General features: G+C 65.5%; 2 protein-coding genes. Both read left to right on the top strand.

Annotation, left to right across the window (positions count from 1 at the left end):
- Window positions 1-28: 28 nt before the first annotated feature.
- Complete coding sequence (locus tag W823_RS47865; protein ID WP_023960164.1) at window positions 29-20,746, top strand: non-ribosomal peptide synthetase; 20,718 nt, start codon at window positions 29-31, stop codon at window positions 20,744-20,746.
- Window positions 20,740-20,988: a hypothetical protein gene (locus W823_RS47860; RefSeq protein WP_023960162.1), complete on the top strand. Its 249-nt coding sequence runs from the start codon at window positions 20,740-20,742 to the stop codon at window positions 20,986-20,988. The genes W823_RS47865 and W823_RS47860 overlap by 7 nt, the downstream gene beginning before the upstream one ends.
- Window positions 20,989-21,004 lie beyond the last annotated feature (16 nt).

Below are 21,004 nucleotides of genomic sequence, written 5' to 3'. Positions count from 1 at the left end.
GGAATGTGGTTTGGCGATGGGACGTGGCATGAGGCTCTCGAGTGCGCAGTGGGGCGTGTGGTTCGCTCAGGAATTGGCGCCTCGGTCGCCGGTGTTCTCGATCGGGCAGCTCCTGTGGCTGCCTGCGGGGTGCGATGGCGAAACCCTGGCTCGCGCCGTGGGCATCGCCGTTCACGACGCCGACGTTCTGTGGTGCCGCTTCGACACCGGGCCGCAGGGACCGCTGCAGTCGGTCCAGGTGCCGGCTACCCCGCCGTCGATCGAGGTGCGCAACCACGTGGGCACCGCCGATTCACTTCGGGCACAGGCTCGCACGCGAATGTCCGAGGCGCTGCCCCTCGCTGACGGTCCCTTGTTCGCCGCCACGGTGTGGTCGCTCGACGATGGGCGGATCGTGTGGGAGTTCAAGGCGCACCACATACTGCTCGATGCGTACGGGCTGTCGTTGCTGACCCGTCGGGTGGCGCAGGTGTACACCGCGCTGTCGCGGGGTGTGGCCGTACCGGAGTCGACGTTCGGCACCGTGGCCGAGATGATCACGGCGGAGGACGAATACGAGCGCAGTGATGTCGCCGAGCGCGATGGTGAGTACTGGAGTGCCTTCGCCGAATCGCTGGCGGACTCCGCAGCATCGCTGGTGCCGGCGTCGCCGAGCGCGAACATGCCCATCGGCGTCTCCGTGTCGATCGACCGGGAGGTCATCGACAGGGTCGATCAACTGGCTCGATCGGTCGGCGCCACCTGGGGTGAGGCGATGATCGCCCTCTGGGCCTGGTATGACTCTCATCGGTTGGGCAGTACCAAGGCGACAATCGGTATCCCGATGATGGCGCGGCGCGGGGTGGGCCTGCGTACCCCGATGATGCAGGTGAACGTTTACGTTTTGCCCGTGTCGCTGGAGATCGATCCACACGACAACGTGGGCGAGTGGATCACCCGTGCGGCGGCCGAACTCAACGGCGTGCGCCGGCATCAGCGATACCGGGGTGAGCGCCTCACCCAGGTGTCCGACGGTGTCAAACCTGCTCTCTCGCAGATCAATCTGCATGTGTTCGACTACCACGCCGACTTCGCGGGAACGGCCGCGGTCACCGAGGAACTCGGCACCGGGCCGGCCGACGACCTCAATCTGTTCGTCTACAACGACAAGGTGAAGGGGTTCGCGCTCGAACTCAAGGCCGACCCCACCCGATACGACGAATCAGAACTGCGGGTGCATCTGCGACGGATCGAGAGCGCGGTCCGCAGGCTGTCGTCGCTGTCGGCCGACGATCGTCTGCGCGCGCTGGCACCTGCCGACCCGGTCGACACCGACCTGTTGTCGGAGTGGGTGTCCGGGCACCCCGAGGTCAACCGCGAGGTGACGATCGACGAGCTGTTGCAGACGGCAGCCAGGGAGCATCCGGAGCGCGTCGCGGTGGCCGTCGATGATCGGCACCTCACCTATGCGCAGTTCGATTCGCGGGTGAACCGCATTGCCCGGCACCTTCTCTCATCGGGTGTGCGCACTGGCGACAGGATCGCGGTGATGGCGGCGCGCGACGAATGGCTGCCCGTCATGCTCGCGGCAGTCATGCGCGCGGGCGCCGTGTACGTTCCGGTGGACCCGGACTATCCAGACGGCCGGATCGAGTTCCTGCTGCAGGACGCCGCACCGAGTGCAGTGCTGACCAACTGTGGCGACGCTCTCGACATCGGGCGGTTCGCCGAAATCGTGGGGACGCAGATTATCGACGTCGCGGACCCTTCGGTGGTGCGGGACCTCGACACCGTGTCGCCGGAACCGGTCGGCGACGCCGACCGCACTCGCAGACTGCTCCCCGCAGATGCGGCGTATCTGATCTACACCTCGGGCACGACCGGTCGTCCCAAGGGCGTCATGGTCAGTCACGCGAACGTCGTCGCATTGTTCGACGCCACCACACACTTCGACTTCCGCGCCGACGACGTATGGATCTTGCTGCACTCGTACGCCTTTGACTTCTCCGTCTGGGAACAGTGGGTGCCCTTGACCACCGGGGCTGCGCTTGTAGTCGTCGGCCAGGATGTCCTGCGCGATCCGGTCCTCATCGGAGATGCGATCCGCAGGCACCGGGTCACCGTCCTCAATCAGACACCGTCAGCGTTCTATGTTCTGATCGACACCGAACAGCACCGAACCGACGACCCAGACCTCGCACTGCGAACGGTCGTATTCGGCGGCGAGGCACTGAATGCGGCCAGACTCGCGCCATGGCTGGATCGCCACCCGACCACGCCGACGTTGATCAACATGTACGGCATCACCGAGACCACGGTGCACGTCACGCACACCGTGGTGTCGTCGCACGGCGATGTCGCAGGAGCGTCGGTCATCGGGCGGGCGCTGCCCGGCCTGCGTGCCGACGTCCTCACCCCTCATCTACAGACGACGCCGATCGGCGTCGTCGGAGAACTGTATGTGACCGGACCGCAGGTCGGTCTCGGATACCGCGGTCGTCCGTCGCTGACCGCAACAAGATTCGTCGCCGACCCGAACGGGTCCGGAACCCGTATGTACCGCACCGGCGATCTTGCGAGGTGGAACGTCGCGGGCGAGCTGGAGTATCTGGGCCGCATCGACGACCAGGTCGAGATCCGCGGATTCCGTATCGAGCCGGGTGAGGTCGCCGCCGCTGTGCAATCGCACCCGGATGTGACGGCAGCTGCTGTGGTCGCCGTCGATCGGGGTGCCGAATCGAGTGGCGCGAACCCACCTGCCGCAGCAGGAACGGTTCTCGCTGCCTACTATTGCGCGGCGGTAGAGTCCGACTCCGAAGGACAGCCACTCGATGCCGCACTGCGCGTCTGGGCCGAGACTGCGCTGCCCGCCCACATGGTGCCGTCGGTGTTCGTCCGGGTGGACGCATTGCCGATGACAGCGAACGGCAAACTCGATCGCCAAGCTCTCCCCGCAATAGATCTCGGCGCGCGCAGCGGCCACGGGCGCGAACTCAGCACTGCTGCAGAGCACAACATCGCCGCCGTCTTCCTCGACGTACTCGGCCTCGACTCGACGACCCAGCTGTCGGCCGACGACGACTTCTTTGCCCTCGGTGGCGACAGCATCGTCTCCATCCAGGTGGTATCGCGAGCCAGGCGCGCAGGACTGGTGACCACAGCCAAGATGGTGTTCGAGCAACGCACGGTTGCGGCGATCGCGGCCTCGGCTGTTCCTGCGGTTGATGGCCGTGAGATCTTCGGACGGGACCAGGCGGCGGGAGGCGGCCACGGCGGCCTCGCTCCGTTGATGCCGATCGCCCACCGTCTGATCGATGTACCCGGATTCGATTCTTTCGCACAGACATTTGTGTTCGTGACCCCCGAGGATCTGACATGGGAGCAGCTCCACGACGCGCTCAACCGAGTGGTCGGACGACACGGGGCATTGCGCGCGCGGGTCGTCGGATCGGGCGAAGCACGCCAACTCGAGGTCGGTGCCGTCGCCGCGGATGCGGCAGACAGGCTCGATCGTGACGAGCGCATCGATGGACAGCTCACTCGGTGGAGCACCGAGAAGTGGCAGCAGCACCTGAGAGAAGTCGCGAGCGACCTCGCGGGCGCGCTGGATCCAGCAGCAGGCGTGGTGTGGCGAGCGCGGTGGGTCACCGATTCGGCAAGCACCACAGGGCGCCTCGTCATGGTGATCCATCACCTCGTCGTGGACGGGGTCTCCTGGCGGATTCTCGCCGACGACCTGGCTGCCGCGTCCGATGTGCACTCGCCTGATGTCGGCCTGTCCACCGCAGGCACCGGACTGGTGGCGTGGGCCCAAGCGCTGACAACCCAGGCCGCCGCAGGCGCTTTCGATCATCAGAGACCGCTGTGGCTGGCGATGGCCGGGCAGACCGAGGCCGTCCTCGGGCATCGGCAACTCGATCCGCAGCGTGACACCTGTGCCCATGTGCGGCGAGTGAGTGTGACGATACCTGCGCTCACCGCGTCCGCGGTACTGGCGGACGTCCCGCGGATCGCCGCGGGAACTGTCGACGACGTCTTGCTCGGCGCGCTGTCCGCGGCGCTGAGCCAGTTGTTCACCGATCGTGATGAGTTGTCGCACGACGGGATGGTCATCGGACTGGAGGGTCACGGCCGCGAAGAGGGAGTCGTCGACGGCGCGGATCTGTCGACAACAGTCGGATGGTTCACATCGTGGTACCCGGTGCGGCTTCCGCTACCTAGCAGCGAGTTCGGACGATCCGAAGCCGACGGGTTGCACGGGAAGCGCGCGCTGGATGCAGTCCTCACCGTGAAGGAGACGCTTTCCTCGATACCCGACAAGGGCATCGGTTACGGAGTTCTTCGCCACCTCGCCACCGGACCGGCGACTGAGCTTGCCGCCCTGGACCACCCGCAGATTGCGTTCAACTACCTCGGCCAGTTCCGAGGCGCCGGTGTTAATGGCGTCGACAGCGAGTTGCCATGGCAATCCGCCCCGGAGACAGCTGGACTGGGTCTGCACGCGGCCGACGAGATGCCGGCCCCGGCGGTCGTCGACATCACCGCCAGGGCAGTCGTCTCCGATTCCGGCGTCGAGCTGCACGCAGATTTCGCCTACGTCGAGTCGGTCATCGACGAAGCCGCAGTGCGTGCACTTGCCGACCGATGGACGACGGCGCTGGCGGCACTCGCGGAGTACGCCACCTCACCGCAAGCGGTTGTGGCACACTCGCCCAGCGACTTTCCCCTGGTCGACGTGTCGGCGGACGACATATCGACGTGGGAGCGCGATCACGGGGAACTTCTCGGGGTGCACCCACTGACGCCGGCCCAGCGCGGTGTCCTTTTTTACTCAGCCCTCAATGCGTCCGGCGGCGTCGATCTGTATACGGCGCAACACGTTCGCGACGTTGCCGGCCCGGTACAGCCTGACAGGCTCCGCGCCGCATGGCGAGCGGTGTTGACGAGATATCCGCAGTTGACGATGGCTGTGCGGACCGCACACGACGGCACTCCCGTCGCCGTCATCCCGGTGACCGTGGACGAGCCGTTGACGGTGATCGACCTCCGGGCGAGTGCCGATCCGGAACACGATGCCGCCGCGTTCATCGAGGACGATCGGGCACGGGGTTTCGATGTGGAGCATGGCTCACCCATTCGTCTGACACTGCTGCTCACCGCCGACGCGGCAGGTGTTCTTGTCCTCACGTCGCACCACGCGGTACTCGACGGTTGGTCCACTCCGCTGCTCGTCCAAGACCTGCTGCGGGCCTACCAAGCGCCCGAAACCGTTGCCTTGCACGTGGACGACACGTTCTTCCGTTTCGTGCGCCGGATGGCGGAGTCGGGCGCGCAGCACGCCATCGATGTCTGGCAGGGTCCGCTGTCCGCGGTCACCGAACCGACCCTGGTGGCCGGTGGCTGGCAACCGGATGACACGTCTTTCCCCGACACTGCCGACACGGTTCTCTCCGCGCCCGTGACCGCCGAACTCGCAAACCTCGCCAAGCGTAGATCGATCACACTGAACACCGTCGTCCAGGCTGCGTGGGCGCTGACACTGCAGATCCATACACGTTCGGCGACAACGGTCTTCGGGTCGGTGGTCTCCGGGCGGTCCGTGGACATCGACGGCATCGACACCGCCGTCGGAATGTTCGTCAACACCATTCCCACGGTCGTGACCGTGTCACCCGACATGACAATCGATGCAGTGCTCGACACCGTGCACGCCTTCAACGTGGCGGTGCTCGAGGGTCATCAGGTCTCGCTCACCGACATCCACCGTCTCAGCGCGATGCCGGCATTGTTCGACACGCTCGTGGTGATGGAGAACTACGTCAACGACGACGCCGTGCTGGGTGAACTGCAACGCGCCACCGGACTCTCTCTCGAGCTACGGCAGTGGCGCGATTCGACGAACTATCCGCTCACACTTCGCGTCGTTCCCGCCGACGAATTGTCTGTCGAGTTGTCCTACCACCCCGCCGGCGTGGACGCCGATTCCGCCCGCAGGATCCTGGACATCTTCACCCGTGTTCTCGAGGCATTCGGAGCGGGGACAGATACACAGATCGCGCGACTGAACACCGTGGGCGCCTCGGAAGCTTCGGTGATCAAACAGCTCTCGGCCGGACCCGCGTTACAGGTACCTCCGGACACGACGGTCGATTCGCTGCTGGTCGCGTCTGCACAGTCCCATCATGACCAGACCGCGGTGGTCTACCGGGGTGTGGAGATGACCTACGCGCAGTTCGACGCGCAGGTGAACCGGCTGGCCCGGTACATGCTCGCCTCCGGTGTCCAGGTCGGTGACCGAGTGGCCCTGATCGGTGGTCGCGATGAATGGCTACCCATCTGTGTTGCGGCCATCATCCGCGCGGGTGCGGTCTACGTCCCGGTGGATCCCGAGCATCCCCGGCGACGCCGGAACCACATCCTGGCCGAGTGCACACCCACCGCCATCCTGAGCACGGTGGCCCCCGACTCCCTGGGCCCCGACTTCCCGGGTGCCGAGGACGATCTGTTCGGCGACGGGCGACTCGTGAACCTCCGGGATGAGTTGACCCTCAACACGATTGCTGCGGTGTCCAGCGAACCGTTCAGCGAGTCGGAACGAAACCGGCCGTTGCTCGCCGGCGACCTGGTGTACGTGATCTACACCTCGGGAACCACGGGTGCACCCAAGGGGGTGGAAGTGTCGCACCGCTCCCTGGTGAACCGCCTGTCCTGGGGCGCCCATCTCATCGGCAACAGCGACGATGTGGTCGGCGTTGCCAAATCCGGTCTCGGCTTCATCGACGCACTCACCGAGATGCTGCACATTGTTGTGGTCGGAGGTCGCCTGATCGTCGCGACCGCAGACGAGGCGAAAGACCCCGCACAACTGTCGGAGCTGTGCGCGCGGGCGGGTGTCACAGATGCGGTGATGGTCCCGTCCCTGGCTCGCAACATCGCCGCTTCCGGTGCGGCACAGGCCGGTCTGCGCCGATTGACGGTGTCGGGTGAGCGACTCGATGTCCCGACCGTCGAGCAGCTCACGTCTGCGTGGCCGGATGCGGCGGTGACGAACTTTTACGGCTCCACCGAGGTCACCGGTGACGTGACCACTCATTTGTTGTCGCCGGACGGGCACGGTTCGGTGCCCATCGGCCTTCCCGTTGCCAATTCGGCTGTGCTGGTGCTTGATCCGATGTTGCGACCGACACCCGTTGGTGTCGTCGGTGAGTTGTACGTGTCGGGTGTCCAGGTGGCTCGCGGCTATCGTGGGCAATCCGGTCTGACGGCATCCCGGTTTGTCGCCGACCCCGTCGGCTCGGGCGAGAGAATCTATCGGACAGGCGATCTTGCCCGGTGGACCACCGCGGGCGTCCTGGAGTACTCCGGCCGTGCCGACGACCAGGTGAAGATCCGGGGCCAGCGTGTGGAACCCGGTGAGGTCGCTGCGGTACTCGGCTCGCACCCACGCATCTCGTCCGCGGCCGTGGTGGGGGTCGAACACCCGGTGTCGGGCACAATACTCGCCGCCTACTACACAGAGTCCGGCACCGAGACGTCCGACGCACACGCTGTCGCGTCGGTGACCGACGGGTTCGACGACGACCTGCGCGAGTGGGCAGCGTCGCGATTGCCCGTCCACATGGTGCCCGCGGCGTTCGTTCGGCTCGATGAGCTCCCGGTGACCGTGAACGGGAAGCTGGATCGAAGTGCGCTGCCGGCAATCGATCTGGGGGCAGGCGGTGGACGTGGCCGTCCATTGTCGACGGAGACCGAACACACCGTTGCCGCGCTGGTGGCCGACGTCCTCGGGCTCGGGGAAGTCCAGTTGTCGGCCGAGGATGACTTCTTCGTCCTGGGCGGGCACTCGTTGCTGGCAACCCGGCTGATCGCGTTGCTCAACGCGCGATGCGACCGGGGATTGACGTTGCGCTCGGTGTTCGATCACCCCACCATCGCCGGCCTGGCCGGGGCAGTGGATGCGGCGGGTGGCCCCGGTGATTCTTCGGCGTTGCCTCGGCTCGTGGCCGTGAACCGCCCGGAGCACGTACCGGCTTCCTCGGGCCAGCAGGCTCTCTGGGCCATCGAGGGCCTCTCGGAAGCGAGCGGCCGGTACGTCGTACCGGTGAAGTGGTACGTGGAGGGGCATTTCGACCAGGCGGCCTGGGAACGAGCCCTCGAAGTGGTCGTCCGCCGCCACGAGGCGCTGAGGACCCGGTTGGTGGAGGCCGGGGAACACGGTCTTGTCCAGATCGTGGAACCCGCTGACTCCGTGGGCCGGTGGTTGACCACCGACCATTCGCACCTGGACGGGTCCGATGTCGGCACCGACTGGGACACGGTGGAGAACTGGGTGCAGAGTCCGATCTCCCTCGATACGGACATGCCGATCCGCTCGCTCGTCGCACCGCGTGACAATGGCGGCTACATCCTCGCGGTTGCGATACATCACGCGTTTGTCGACGAGTGGTCGATGTCCACTGTCGCGAGCGAGCTCTGGGCGGCGTACGGCGCCCTGAGCGAGAACCGGGAACCGGCTCTGCCGCCGGTTGTTTTGCAGTATGCGGACTTCGCGGTCTGGCAGCAGCAGCTCGTCGATACCGTTGCCTTTGAGCAAGGCACTCAGTACTGGGCCGATACCCTGGCTGGGGCCCCCGAGTTGTCCACCCTTCCATCCGATCGGCCGCGACCGGCAACACCCACCTTCCAGGGCGGCCACACCGGACTTGTCGTCGAATCGGCGACAACCGCTGCCCTGCAGCAACTCTCTGCCGACATCGATGCCTCGATGTTCGTGCTCGTCCACGCCGCGGTCGCTCTGACCTTGCACAGGCTGGGGGCCGATTCGGACATGGTGCTCAGCTCGCCGACCGCGGGACGTCCGGACGCGGCAGTCATGTCCACGGTCGGCTACTTCATCAACACCGTGGCCGTCCGGCACCGCCTGCAACCGATGTGGACGCCGAGGGAATTCTTGAGCGCCACCCGGGAAACAGTGCTGGGAGCTCTCGACCATCAGTTGATTCCCTTCGACAGGGTTGTGGCGGAATCAGGCGTCGGCCGGATTCCGGGAGCGAACCCGCTGTGTCAGGTGCTGCTCAACTTCGTGACCGAGCACGAACAGATCAGAGACGACACCCTCCAGCCCGCCGGCCTGTCCCATTTCGAGCGGGTCGGCGGTGTCCTGAAGACCGTCAAGGCCGACCTCGAACTCGAGTTCCAAGTGCTGAACGGCGTTCTGACGGGTGGTGTCTCGTACGCCGCCGAGCTGTACACACCGGCCTCCATCGACCGTTTTGTCGACGTGTTCACCGCCGTCCTCGACGTGATGGTCCACGCTCCTGACAAGCCGCTGAGCGCCGTCGAGTTCGGCCCCGTGCCGCTGCAGGATGCCGGACGCAGCGAAAACCTGGCTGCCGAGGACCTGACCGCCGGGCACCTGACCGTGGACGCCATGCTCCAGGCCGCCGCCAGTGAGCGTCCGTCGGAACCTGCGCTGGTCTTCGGCGAACAGACCTGCACCTCGGCGCAGTTCGATCAGCGTGTCAACCGGCTGGCGCGCCACCTGATCCGATCCGGCGTCGAGGTCGGGGACCGTGTCGCGGTCCTGATCCACCGGCGCCCGGAGCTGCCCCTTGCAATGGCCGCGGTGGTGCGTGCCGGCGCCGCGTTTGTTCCCATCGACCCCGCCTACCCACTCGAACGAATCCGGTTTCTGATCGAAGACAGCGGGGCTGCGGTGCTGATCACCGCCGGTCGCGACGACGATGGTTCGATGTACGGCCACACCAACCCATTTGATCTGGCCGATCCAGCGGTGACGTCGCGGATCGACATCATGGACTCCTCGCCCGTCGGCGATGACGAACGCTCGCGTCGATTGCATGCCGACGACTCGGTCTACGTGGTGTACACCTCGGGCACCACCGGGCGACCCAAAGGGGTCGACATCACGCACCGGGCGTTCGGTGAGCTGATCCGTCGTCGCCAGGAGCTCTGCGAACTGGCTCCTGGTGATGTCGTGATGGCCAGAACGGCAATAGGTTTCGATCCGGCGGCGGCAGAGTTGTTCTGGCCGCTGGTCTTCGGTGGTGTTGTGCACTATCTGGATGACACCCAGTTCGCCGACCCGGCGTATATCGCTGAGCTGTTGAACAACAACCATTTCGCCTGGATCGACTTCACCCCGTCGCTCATGGAGGAGGTGCTGCGGCAGGGCACCTTGACGGAGCTGGCCCCCAATGTTCTGTCGCTGGGTGGCGAAGCGGTGCCGTTGTCGCTTGCCCGTGATCTGCACACGCGATTCGGTGTGCGGGCATGGAACATCTACGGACCGGCCGAAGCGACGATCGAGGTTGTGCTCGGCCAGTTCGACCCCGGGGCCGACTATTCGGACGGGACCCTTCCGATCGGGCGTCCTCTCACCAACACCACTGCCGTCGTGCTGGATTCGTGGCTGCGAAGAGTGCCGGCAGGTGTCGTCGGCGAACTGTACGTGTCGGGCGTGCAATTGGCGCGCGGGTACCACCGCCGCCCAGGACTGACGGCCGGGAGCTTTGTCGCCGACCCACGGGGGTCCGGCGGTCGCATGTACCGGACGGGCGATCTGGCCCGATGGAATGCCGATGGCCTTCTGGAGTATCTGGGACGCGTCGACGATCAGGTGAAGATTCGGGGCCAGCGGGTGGAACCCGGTGAGGTTGCCGCGGTGGTGGGCGGCCACCGCTGGGTCGGATCCGCCGCAGTGGTGCCGGTCGAACATCCTGTCGCCGGAGTGACCTTGGCGGGGTACGTGACCGCGCTCGGCGATGGTGCGCATCTCGCCGACGAGGTATTCACAGAACACCTACGCGAGTGGGTCGGCGCCCGTTTGCCGGCCCACATGGTCCCGTCGGTCTTCATGCGTCTGGACGTGCTGCCGACGACTGCCAACGGCAAGGTGGACCGTAGGTCCCTGCCTGCCGTGGACGCGGGTGTCCCGATCGGCCGGGGACGCGAGCTGGAAACCGATACAGAACGTGTGGTCGCGACGGCTGTCGCCAGGGTTCTCGGTGTGGACGCCGACGTCGCGATGGCCGCCGGCGACGACTTCTTCGCCCTCGGTGGGCACTCGTTGACGGCAACACGGCTGGTCGCGTTGCTCAACGACCGGTGTGGATCTGATCTGACGTTGCGGTCGGTGTTCGATCACCCGACCATCGCCGAGCTCAGCGCCGCCGTGGACGCAGCGATGAAGACCGCCGCACCGGCCGCGCATCCGCGGCCAGGCAAGAGCGAACGGCCGGCGCACATCCCGGCTTCGTATGGCCAGCAGGCGCTCTGGGCGATCGGCCAGGCAACCGGGCCGAGCAGCCAGTACGTCATCGGTGATGCGTTACAGGTGGACCCGGGTCTTGATGCGAAGACCCTGCGACGGGCTGTGGTGTCGGTGGTGCGGCGTCACGAAGCGCTGAGGACTCACTTCGACTGGCGTGCAGGAGACCTGGTTCAGGTCATCCGTGACGCACGCGACGCCGACGGTGTCCCGTACGACGTGGTCGACGTCGCGGAGGCTGACGTTGCGCGCACGGCCGGCGAGCGCCTCGGACGGCCACGGGACGGCTCGGAGGAGTGGCTTGTCGAGTTCGTGCACCTGCGCAGTGCCGGTCGTCAGTGGCTGCTAGTGGCGGGGCACCACATCGTGTTCGACGAGACGTCGTTCGACGTCTTCCTGTCCGATCTCGACCTCGCTCTGCGGGCTGAGAATGACGATGACCCTGCGCGACAACAGCTTGCCGACAGTCAGGGACGTCTGCGGCAGTTCGCCGACTGGGCGATCCACGAACGGTCCGTGCTCGACTCGGCAGCGGGCGGGCACTCTGCACTCATCGATCGGATCACGACGCGGCTCGCGGACCACGTGGTATACCCGTACCTGCCCTACGACCACGCGGGCCCTGGCCGGCCTGCGGCATCGACGGCGGCGGAAGCCGAATGTGTTGTGCCGAAACAACTCGTCGAACAGGTACAACAATTCGCCGCCCGGAGTCGTGTCACGCCGCTGATGCTCCTCAACGCCGCACTGTCTGCTGCGTTGGCAGCGCACGGCGCCGCGAACAGATCCGTCTTCGGCACGCCGGCGACCCTGCGCCAGGGTCCCGATGCCGAGCAGTCGATCGGGTACTACCTCAACACGGTTCCGGTGCCGGTGTCGACCGAACCATCCGCGAGCTTTTCCGACAACGTCGCTGAATCGCGTCGGCTCCTGCTCGAATCCCTCGACGCCCGAGATGTGCCGTTCGAGTTCGTGGCATCGTCACCCGGCCTGCGCGTGAGTGCCGAGAGCACATCGCCGGTCTTTCAGGTGTTGACCGCGTACCGCGCAGCGGCACCTGAGGAGTCCCACCGATATCTCAGTCGCGCGATCGATGTCCTCGATGCCGGGCGCTCCGAGTCGGTTGCGAAGTTTGATCTCACCGTTGCCATCATCGACAACGACGGCGCCTGGACTCTGTGGTTCAGCTACGCATCTGCCCTGTTCGAGCCCGCGACCATCGAGAACCTGATGGCGACCACCGCATTCCTGCTGATCGCCGGCAGTCAGTCGCCGACGGCGACAGTGCAGCAATTGTGCTCGGAGTACATCGCACCCGAGCGGTCGCGACCCGGCGGAATGCCAACCGGTGACCTGGAAGCGGAAGCCGTTCTCTCTGAGAGTGTCCGGCTGCCCGCCTCCCGGTTCACCGTCAGCGACGTACGCGAGGCTGCGTTACGGGTCCTCGGCTGGGGCCTGACCGGGTCCGGCGTGGTGCAGATGCCGCTCGCCGTGGATCGGGACGGACCGCGACCGGCGGCGACAACTCCGTTGATCGTGTGTTCGACCTCCGACGGCGTGCACGCCTACGACTTCGAGATCCGTGTGCCCGGTGACGGCCGCTTCGACCTCGAATCGGTCGGCGTGATCAAGACTTTTCTGTTTGCGGTATTACAAGCCCCTGATGCGGATCACTTGCAGATCGATCTGCCACCGGCCGGCCTTATCGACGCCGAGCGTGACGCCGCGGGCGACCGCGTCGACGACCACAGTGACCGATGGCTGGCCTTCGCAGATGATGTCGACCTCGCCGATCCGATCACCCTGACCGGCGACGACCGAGACCGGCGCAGCGGACGCAATATCGTGAATGTTGATGCCGCAACCGGACCGGTCGCCCTGGCAGATCTGCGTGCGTCGGTGGTGTCGTCGACGGTGCACGCTCTGACCTCCATCGATGTCCTGACCCCTGCGGACCTCGTCTCCAAAGGTGTCATCATCGACATCGAAGAACCGTCGCGCGAAGACATGCGGCAGTACATCATCGGGCGAGCGCGGCGGACGTTCCCCGTGTTGGTCAGGTGGGCTTCGGAAACAGGTCGCCTGGCCGACGAGACCCTCGACGCCCTGGCGATGACCGCCGCCGAGGCCGAGGGCTATGTGATCCTGCGCGACCACAGCCCTGCGACCATCGGCGTCTTCGATGACCTTCCGGACGCGCAGATCGCGATACGGCTCCATCACGCGGGTTCTCCTGTGGCGCCGGGCATCACCGCATCACCGGGCGACCACCCGCTGGTGCTCGATGTGGTCGTGGCCGGTACGGAGAGTTCCGGGGTGGCCGTGGCCGTGGACGTCGTGACAACGTTGGCGGTCGACGCGGTGGGCCTGGCAGAACGAGTTGCCGCCGCCCTGGCAGCAACCGGGTCGGCGGTCGGCCTTTCGACCTCACCCGACCCGTGGGCCGACGGTGTTGTGTACGAACAGATTGCCGCGCCGCAACTGGTGGAGGTCGGTGCGAACCTCACCGAAGAACTGTCGGCCACGTTCGGCCAGGTCGCCGAGATCCTTCCGGTCAGTCCACTCCAGGAGGGTCTGCTCTTCCACCTGCTGACGGCGGAGGCTGCCGACTCGACGGACGTCTATTCGTCACAGTTTGTCATCGACTTCGCCGGCGCAGTCGACCCGGATCGGTTCCACGCCGCGGTCACGGCATTGCTGTACCGCTACCCGAACCTGCGGGCCGGATTCCATGTGCACGGTGAATCCACCTTCCAGATCGTCCAGGCCAAGGTGGAGGTGCCCTGGACGTGGTATCGGCAGGCAGATACCGCCCGGCTCGGGCGCGACTCGATCCTCCGGGAAGAACGTCGCCGGCCGTTTGCTGCGGACGCTCCGCCTCTGATGCGGTTCGCCCTGTTGCAGAACGACTCCGAGCGGTGGACGTTGTCCGTCGTCTTCGAGCATCTGCTCATGGACGGCTGGTCGAGCGGCCTGATGCTGGAGGCGTTGTTCAGGCTGTACAACGAGATCGACATCGCCGCCGATGTGGTGCCCGATCGGATCACCCCCGCAGAGCCGTCGTTCCGGGACTATCTGCAATGGCTCCAGACCCGTGACACCCCATCCGGTTACGCAGTGTGGGCTCGCGAACTGGGCGGCATCGAATCGCCTACCCTGATCCGTCCGGGCGTCACCGAGCCCGCCCGCGCCTCGCATGCGCGGGACCACGAGATGGATCTCGACGAGACGCTGTCGGCGTCGATACGCGCCGTGGCAGCTGATGCCGGCGTCACCGTTGCGACACTGCTCTATACAGCGTGGGGTGTACTGCTGAGCAAGCTCGTGGGCCAGAACGACGTGGTGTTCGGCACGGTGGCCTCAGGCCGCAGCCCGGATCTGCAGGACTCCGACCAGATCATCGGCCTGCTGTTCAACACGGTTCCGGTGCGCACCACGGTGCGCCCGGGAAACACGGTCCGTGAACACCTACGCGCTCAGCAGCACAGCCAGCTCGAGACGATCGAACACCCCTATGTGCAGCTGTCGCAACTGCACAGCGCGGTGGGCGTGGACCAGCTGTTCGACACGCTGTTCGTGATGCAGAATCACCAGTGGATCGACACCGACGCGCAATGGTCGCAGATCGGTCCGGACGGCTCGGTCTCGGTGGACGATGTGTCGCTGCAGGACGCGACGCACTACCCGGTGTCGATCGCCTGTCATCCCGGCCGAACCATTCATCTCCGATGTGCCTATCGCAGTGACCTTCTCACCGCAGACGAGGTCGCCACCCTGATGGCACGGTTCGTGCGAGTCGTGCGCGGGTTCGTCGACGATGTGGATGCACCGATGGCCAGGATCTCGGTCCTGTCCGAGGACGAGGCTGTTGCCGGTGTCACCGCCGGCCTGGTGCGCCAGGACATCCCGACGGAGTCCATTGCGTCGCTGCTGGCCCGTCAGGTGCAGGCACATCCCGACCGGACTGCGCTGGTGTCGGGCCGCACGCACCTCACGTTCGAGGAGATGTCGGCGCACGTCCGCACGCTGGCGGCCGAACTGGTCCGACGGGGTATCGGATCGGAGGACCGGGTCGCCCTGTACCTCGAGCGCGACCACAACATGGCCATCGCGATGTTCGCCGTCTTCGAGATCGGCGCTGCCTACGTGCCGATCGACCCCGAATTGCCTCCTGCCCGGGTGGGATACATCCTCGATGATTCAGAGTCTTCGATCGTGTGCACCTCGGCGATGCTGGCGTCATCGCTTCCCGAGACAACGCGCGAACTGCTGCTCGTGGGTGAGACCTTGTCCAGGGCCGATACACCGGTGCCCGAGACGGTGCAGCGCGCCGTCGATCCAGCAGGCCTGGCGTACATCATCTACACGTCGGGCTCCACCGGTACGCCGAAAGGTGTTGCGGTCCCGTACGGCGGATTGATCAACATGTTCTACAACCACGTCGAGCGCATCTTCCGCCCGGCCACCGAAGGCCGGGGCGGCGCGCCGATGAAGATCGCGCACACCACGTCGTTCTCGTTCGATGCCTCGTGGGAACAGTTGTTCTGGCTGCTGGACGGACATTCGGTGTACGTCATCAGTGAGAGCATGCGCAAAGATCCTGCTGCGCTGCTGTCCTACTACGCGCAGAACCGCATCGACGGATTCGACGTCACGCCCTCCTACGGTGAACTCCTGGTCGAATCAAGCCTGTTCACCCATACCGAACCCGGCTACGACGGCATCTCGTTCTTCTCGCTCGGAGGAGAGGCGGTCCCGGAGACGCTGTGGGCGACGCTGCGTGAGCGACCCGGTCTGTGGTCGTACAACCTATACGGCCCAACGGAATACACGATCAATGCGCTCGGCGCGAATCTCGCCGACAGTGACCGCCCGAATGTCGGCGAGCCGATCTTCAACACGATGGCACTGTTGCTCGACCGGTCGCTCACCCCGGTGCTGGACGGCGTGGCCGGCGAGTTGTATCTCAGCGGTGCCGGAATGGGCCGGGGCTACCAGGGACGGCCTGATCTGACGGCCGCGTCGTTCATCGCCCACCCGTGGCGGTCGGGCGAACGGATGTACCGGACCGGCGACCTGATGAGGCGTCAGCCCGATGGGTCGCTGGAGTACCTGGGGCGCTCGGATGATCAGATCAAGATCCGCGGGTTCCGCATCGAACCGGCGGAGATCGCCAGTGCCCTCGTCGACCGTGACGACGTGTCGCGCGCCACGGTTGTGGTTCGCAAGACTTCGTCAGGTAAGGCGTTGCACGCCTACGTCGTTGCTGCGGGGGAGGCGAAGATCGAGGTCTCCGACCTGCGTGATCATCTCGCGGCCCGGCTGCCCGACTACATGGTCCCCGCAGCGATCGGGGTTGTCGAGAACATCCCGCTGACGGTGAACGGCAAGGTCGACGTACGCGCTCTACCCGAGATCGAACTGGCAGAAGAGGTTGCGCGGGAGCCCCGGAGCGAGTTGGAGAAGACGATCGCCGCCGCCGTCGCAGACACCCTCGGGATATCTAAGGTGTCGATTGATGCGGACTTCTTCAACATGGGTGGTCATTCGTTGCTCGCGATGCGTCTGGCCGGACGATTGAGCAACTCACTGGGTCAACCGATCTCCGTGCGCGCGATCTTCGATCACCCGACCGTGGCGGAGATGGCGGCCGCCATCGACGGCCACGACAATCCTGGCGGCGTCGAGAAGGCACCCGGACTGCCGCGGATCGGCGAGATCGAACGGCCGGACCAGATCCCGGCTTCCTATGGGCAGCAGGCACTGTGGGTGATCGACGAGATGGCGGGCGCGGGGTCGACCTACACGGTGACCATCCTGTGGCACGTCTCCGGCCGCCTCGAACCCATCGCGTGGGCGGCCGCCCTGCGTGACCTCGTCGTCCGCCACGAGCCGCTGCGGACCCGACTGTCAGAGGCCGACGACGGCTCGATCGTGCAGGTCATCACGTCGCCGGATTCAGTCGAGCGGTGGCTGCAGATCGACCACGTCGACGCGGTCGGATGCAGCGACGACGAGACCGTGGCGCGCATCGAGCAGTGGGGGAGCAGGCCACTGTCCGTTGCTGCGGACTCGACCTTGCGAGGCGTGATCATTCGCCGCGGCGACGACCAGTTCGTTGTGGGCATGGCGTTGCACCATGCTTTTGTCGACGAGGGATCCATCGGCTCGGTGTCCGGAGATCTCTGGAATGCCTACTGCGCACGTCGCAGCGGTGAGGCACCTGTCTTCGAGCCTCTCGCAGTGCAGTTCGCCGACTATGCGGTGTGGCAGCGATCGCTGTTCGACAACGGCCGATTCGACGAGTCCGTGCGCTACTGGAACGACCAGTTGGCCGGTGCACCGGAACTGTCCACCCTGCCTCCGGATCACAGCCGGCCGAGCAGGCAAAGCTTCAAGGGGATCGATCTCGAGATCTCGCTGGACGACGGACTGGTGTCGCGTGTTCGCGAGACCGCGGCCAGGCTGGACGTCTCGATGTTCATGACCCTGCACGCGGCGGTCGCCGTGGCGATGAACCGGCTGGGTTCGGGCACCGACCTCGTGCTGGGATCGCCGACGGGCGGCCGATCAGAGGAGACCGTCGCCGATACGGTCGGCTATCTCGTGAACACGGTGCCGATACGGCATCGACTGCTTCCGCAGGACAGCCTACGAACCGTGTTGCAGCGCACAAGGAACAACGTGTTGACCGCGTTCGAACACCAACGAGTACCGTTCGACCAGATCGTCGCCGCGGGGAACGGCGCACACGTCGCCGGCGCGAACCCGTTGGTGCAGGTGCTGGTGAGCTATGTCGCCCAGTCCAGCGGATCGCACGAGCGTGACCTCCTGGCGAAAGCCGGTCTGGCCCTGCTCGATCCACTGGGTGGCAGTCTCGGAGTGGTCAAGGCCGACCTCGACGTCTTCTTCGTCGACGACGGCGAGCGGATCGATGCCAACCTGTCATACGCGGTCGACCTCTATGAGGAATCGACGATCATGCGTTTCATCAAGACACTGGTGCAGGTACTCGAAGTGGTGGCCGAGGATCTCGACACCTCGCTCGCTGCTGCGCAGTTGGTACCCGTCGAGTACGTCGACATCACCCGATCCGCTCAGGCCCCTGGGGTGACGACCGTCCACGAGGAAATCACGGTCGACGGGTTGTTGCGGAGTGCTGCAACTGAATTCGCCTTGAGCATCGCAGTTGTACACGGCGCGATCGAGTGGTCGTTCGCAGAGCTCGACGGCCGGGTGAACCGGTTGGCCCGCCATCTGATCGGCGCGGGCGTACGCGTCGGCGACCACGTCGCCGTGGTCGCTCAACGGGACGAATGGCTGCCGGTGATGATGGCCGCGGTGTTGCGCGCCGGCGGCGTCTACCTGCCGATCGATCCCTCCTATCCCGACGAGCGGATCACCTACCTGCTCGAGGACTCCTCTCCGACTGTGGTGGTGACCAACTCGCCGGACTGGAACGCTTCGGCCGGTGCCGACGACATCCCGGTGATCGACGTCCTGGCAATCGGCAGCGGTGCCGGGGAATCGGTTGCGCCGATCACGGACGACGACCGGAGCCGAGCTCTTTTCGCCGATGACGCCGCCTACCTGATCTACACCTCGGGGACAACCGGGCAGCCCAAGGGCGTTGTGGTCTCGCACCGGGCGCTGGCCAACCGGTTGCAATGGGGCCGCCGGCAGTACCCGTTGACCGGGCCGATTCTTGTCAAGACGCCGATCGGGTTCGATGTGTCACTGCCCGAACTGCTCTCGCCGCTGGTGGAGGGGCACGCCGTGGTGGTTCTCGCGGCAGGTGATCATCGCGATCCGTGGAAGATCGTCGACGCGGTGACCCGCCACGACATCGAACGCGTGAACTTCGTGCCGTCGATGGCCGACATCCTCGTGGAGAACGTCGACGCGGACGCCGGGGTCCAGGTGGCGGAGGTCCTGCTCGCCGGTGAGGCACTTCGCTGGAGTCTGGCCGACTCGGTCGAGTCGTCACTGGGCGCCAACGTCCTCAACATCTACGGGCCGACGGAGTCGGGCGAGGTGATGTACTTCGACTGTGGAGCGGTACCCGGTGAACAACGTGAGGGATTTGTCCCGATCGGATGGCCGGTGGCCAATTGCGCTGTGACGGTGCTCGATCCGTGGCTACGCCGGGTCCCGGCAGGTGTGGTGGGCGAACTGTACCTGTCAGGCGCGCAGTTGGCCCGTGGTTACCACGATCGTTTTGGGCTGACTGCGTCTCGGTTCGTCGCAGATCCGACCGGAAGCGGTGGACGCCTCTATCGCACAGGGGATCTGGTGCGAACCGACGGCAAGGGTGTGCTGGAGTACGTCGGGCGCGTGGACGACCAGGTGAAGATCCGAGGCCAGCGTGTGGAGCCCGGCGAGGTCGCTGCAATCCTGGACGGCCACCCCCTGGTGTCGTCGGCCGCCGTGATCGCAGTCGACCACCCATCGTCGGGAAAGACGCTGGCCGCGTATTACACAACGGGCGAGGTCACTGATGACCCGACCGCGTTCGACGATGATCTGCGCGACTGGTGCGGTTCTCGACTGCCGGCTCACATGGTGCCCACGGCGTTCACCATGCTCGACGTGTTGCCGGTGACGGCGAACGGGAAGCTCGACCGGTCCGCTCTTCCCGCGGTGGAGGTGAGCGGACACGGCCGTGACGGGCGGGCTCTGTCCCCCGGAACCGAAAGAGCCGTCGGAGAATTGGTTGCGCAGGTGCTGGGACTCGGTGACGTCGAACTGTCGGCCGACGACAACTTCTTCGATCTCGGGGGGCATTCGTTCACCGCTGTGCGGCTGGCATCCCGAATAGCTGCGGAGTTCGGTGTGAAGGTGGGCGTTCGCAACATCTTCGAGAGCCCGGTGGTCTCGACGATAGCGAACCTGATCGACCGGTCCACCGATCACTCGGATACCGATCATCTGCGGGACTCTGTGCTGCTGAGGCTTTCTCCGACGGCCGAGGCCGCGTACACCGAGCACCTGTTCTGTGCGTATCCCGCGTCGGGGTCAGCCGTGATGTACGACCGATTGGTGGCCCACGTACCGGACGGCGTGGCCGTGTACGGGCTGCAGAACGTTTCGCTGTTCGATCCCGAGATGGACATGGGCGATCTCGATGCGACGGCGCGCTGGTACTTCGACCTCGTCGACCGTGTGGCCGGTGGTGGCGACATCCATCTGCTCGGCTGGTCGTACGGCGCGCACTTGGCGTTTGCGCTCGCCAAACTGATAGAGAAGCAGAGCGACTCGAGACTGATCAGCCTGACGCTGCTCGACTCGGGCCCGACACCGGAACCGGGTTACATCACGGGAGCGATGTCGCTACAGGAGTCGATCGACGACTTCTGCTACGCATTCAGCATCGACCACCCTGGAGCTTCTCGACGGTGGAAGAGCTCGTCGATCACGCCGTCGATGTGGCGCCCCTGTGGCCGGGGATCCAAAAGTCCGACGTACGAGGCATGTTGAAGTCGGGCGCGACCGCCACCGAGCATCTGGCGAGGCCGACGCAAGGACAGGTACACGCGGATGCTTTGCTGTTGCAGGCAGGGGTGGACGGCAATCTAGACACCTTTAACTGGCGTCATCACATCGTTGGAAAGGTGGAATATTCATCGACTATGAAGGGGCATCGCGAGATGCTTGACGACGACGTCGTCGCGGATTGGGGAGATCGGTTGCGCCGGTTCATCTCTGATACCCGAAGCTGAAAGACCTATTGATGAA

It is taken from the genome of Williamsia sp. D3 (assembly GCF_000506245.1).
In the GTDB taxonomy this organism is placed as follows: Bacteria; Actinomycetota; Actinomycetes; order Mycobacteriales; family Mycobacteriaceae; genus Williamsia; species Williamsia muralis.
Note: the sequence above shows the minus strand (reverse complement) of the source record. Positions and strands in the feature narration are given on the sequence as shown.

Bases quoted from the DNA above. Each gene is read 5' to 3' on its own strand.
- W823_RS47865 (WP_023960164.1), top strand. From the start codon at position 29: ATGAGGCTCTCGAGTGCGCAGTGGGGCGTGTGGTTCGCTCAGGAATTG.
- W823_RS47860 (WP_023960162.1), top strand. From the start codon at position 20,740: ATGTTGAAGTCGGGCGCGACCGCCACCGAGCATCTGGCGAGGCCGACG.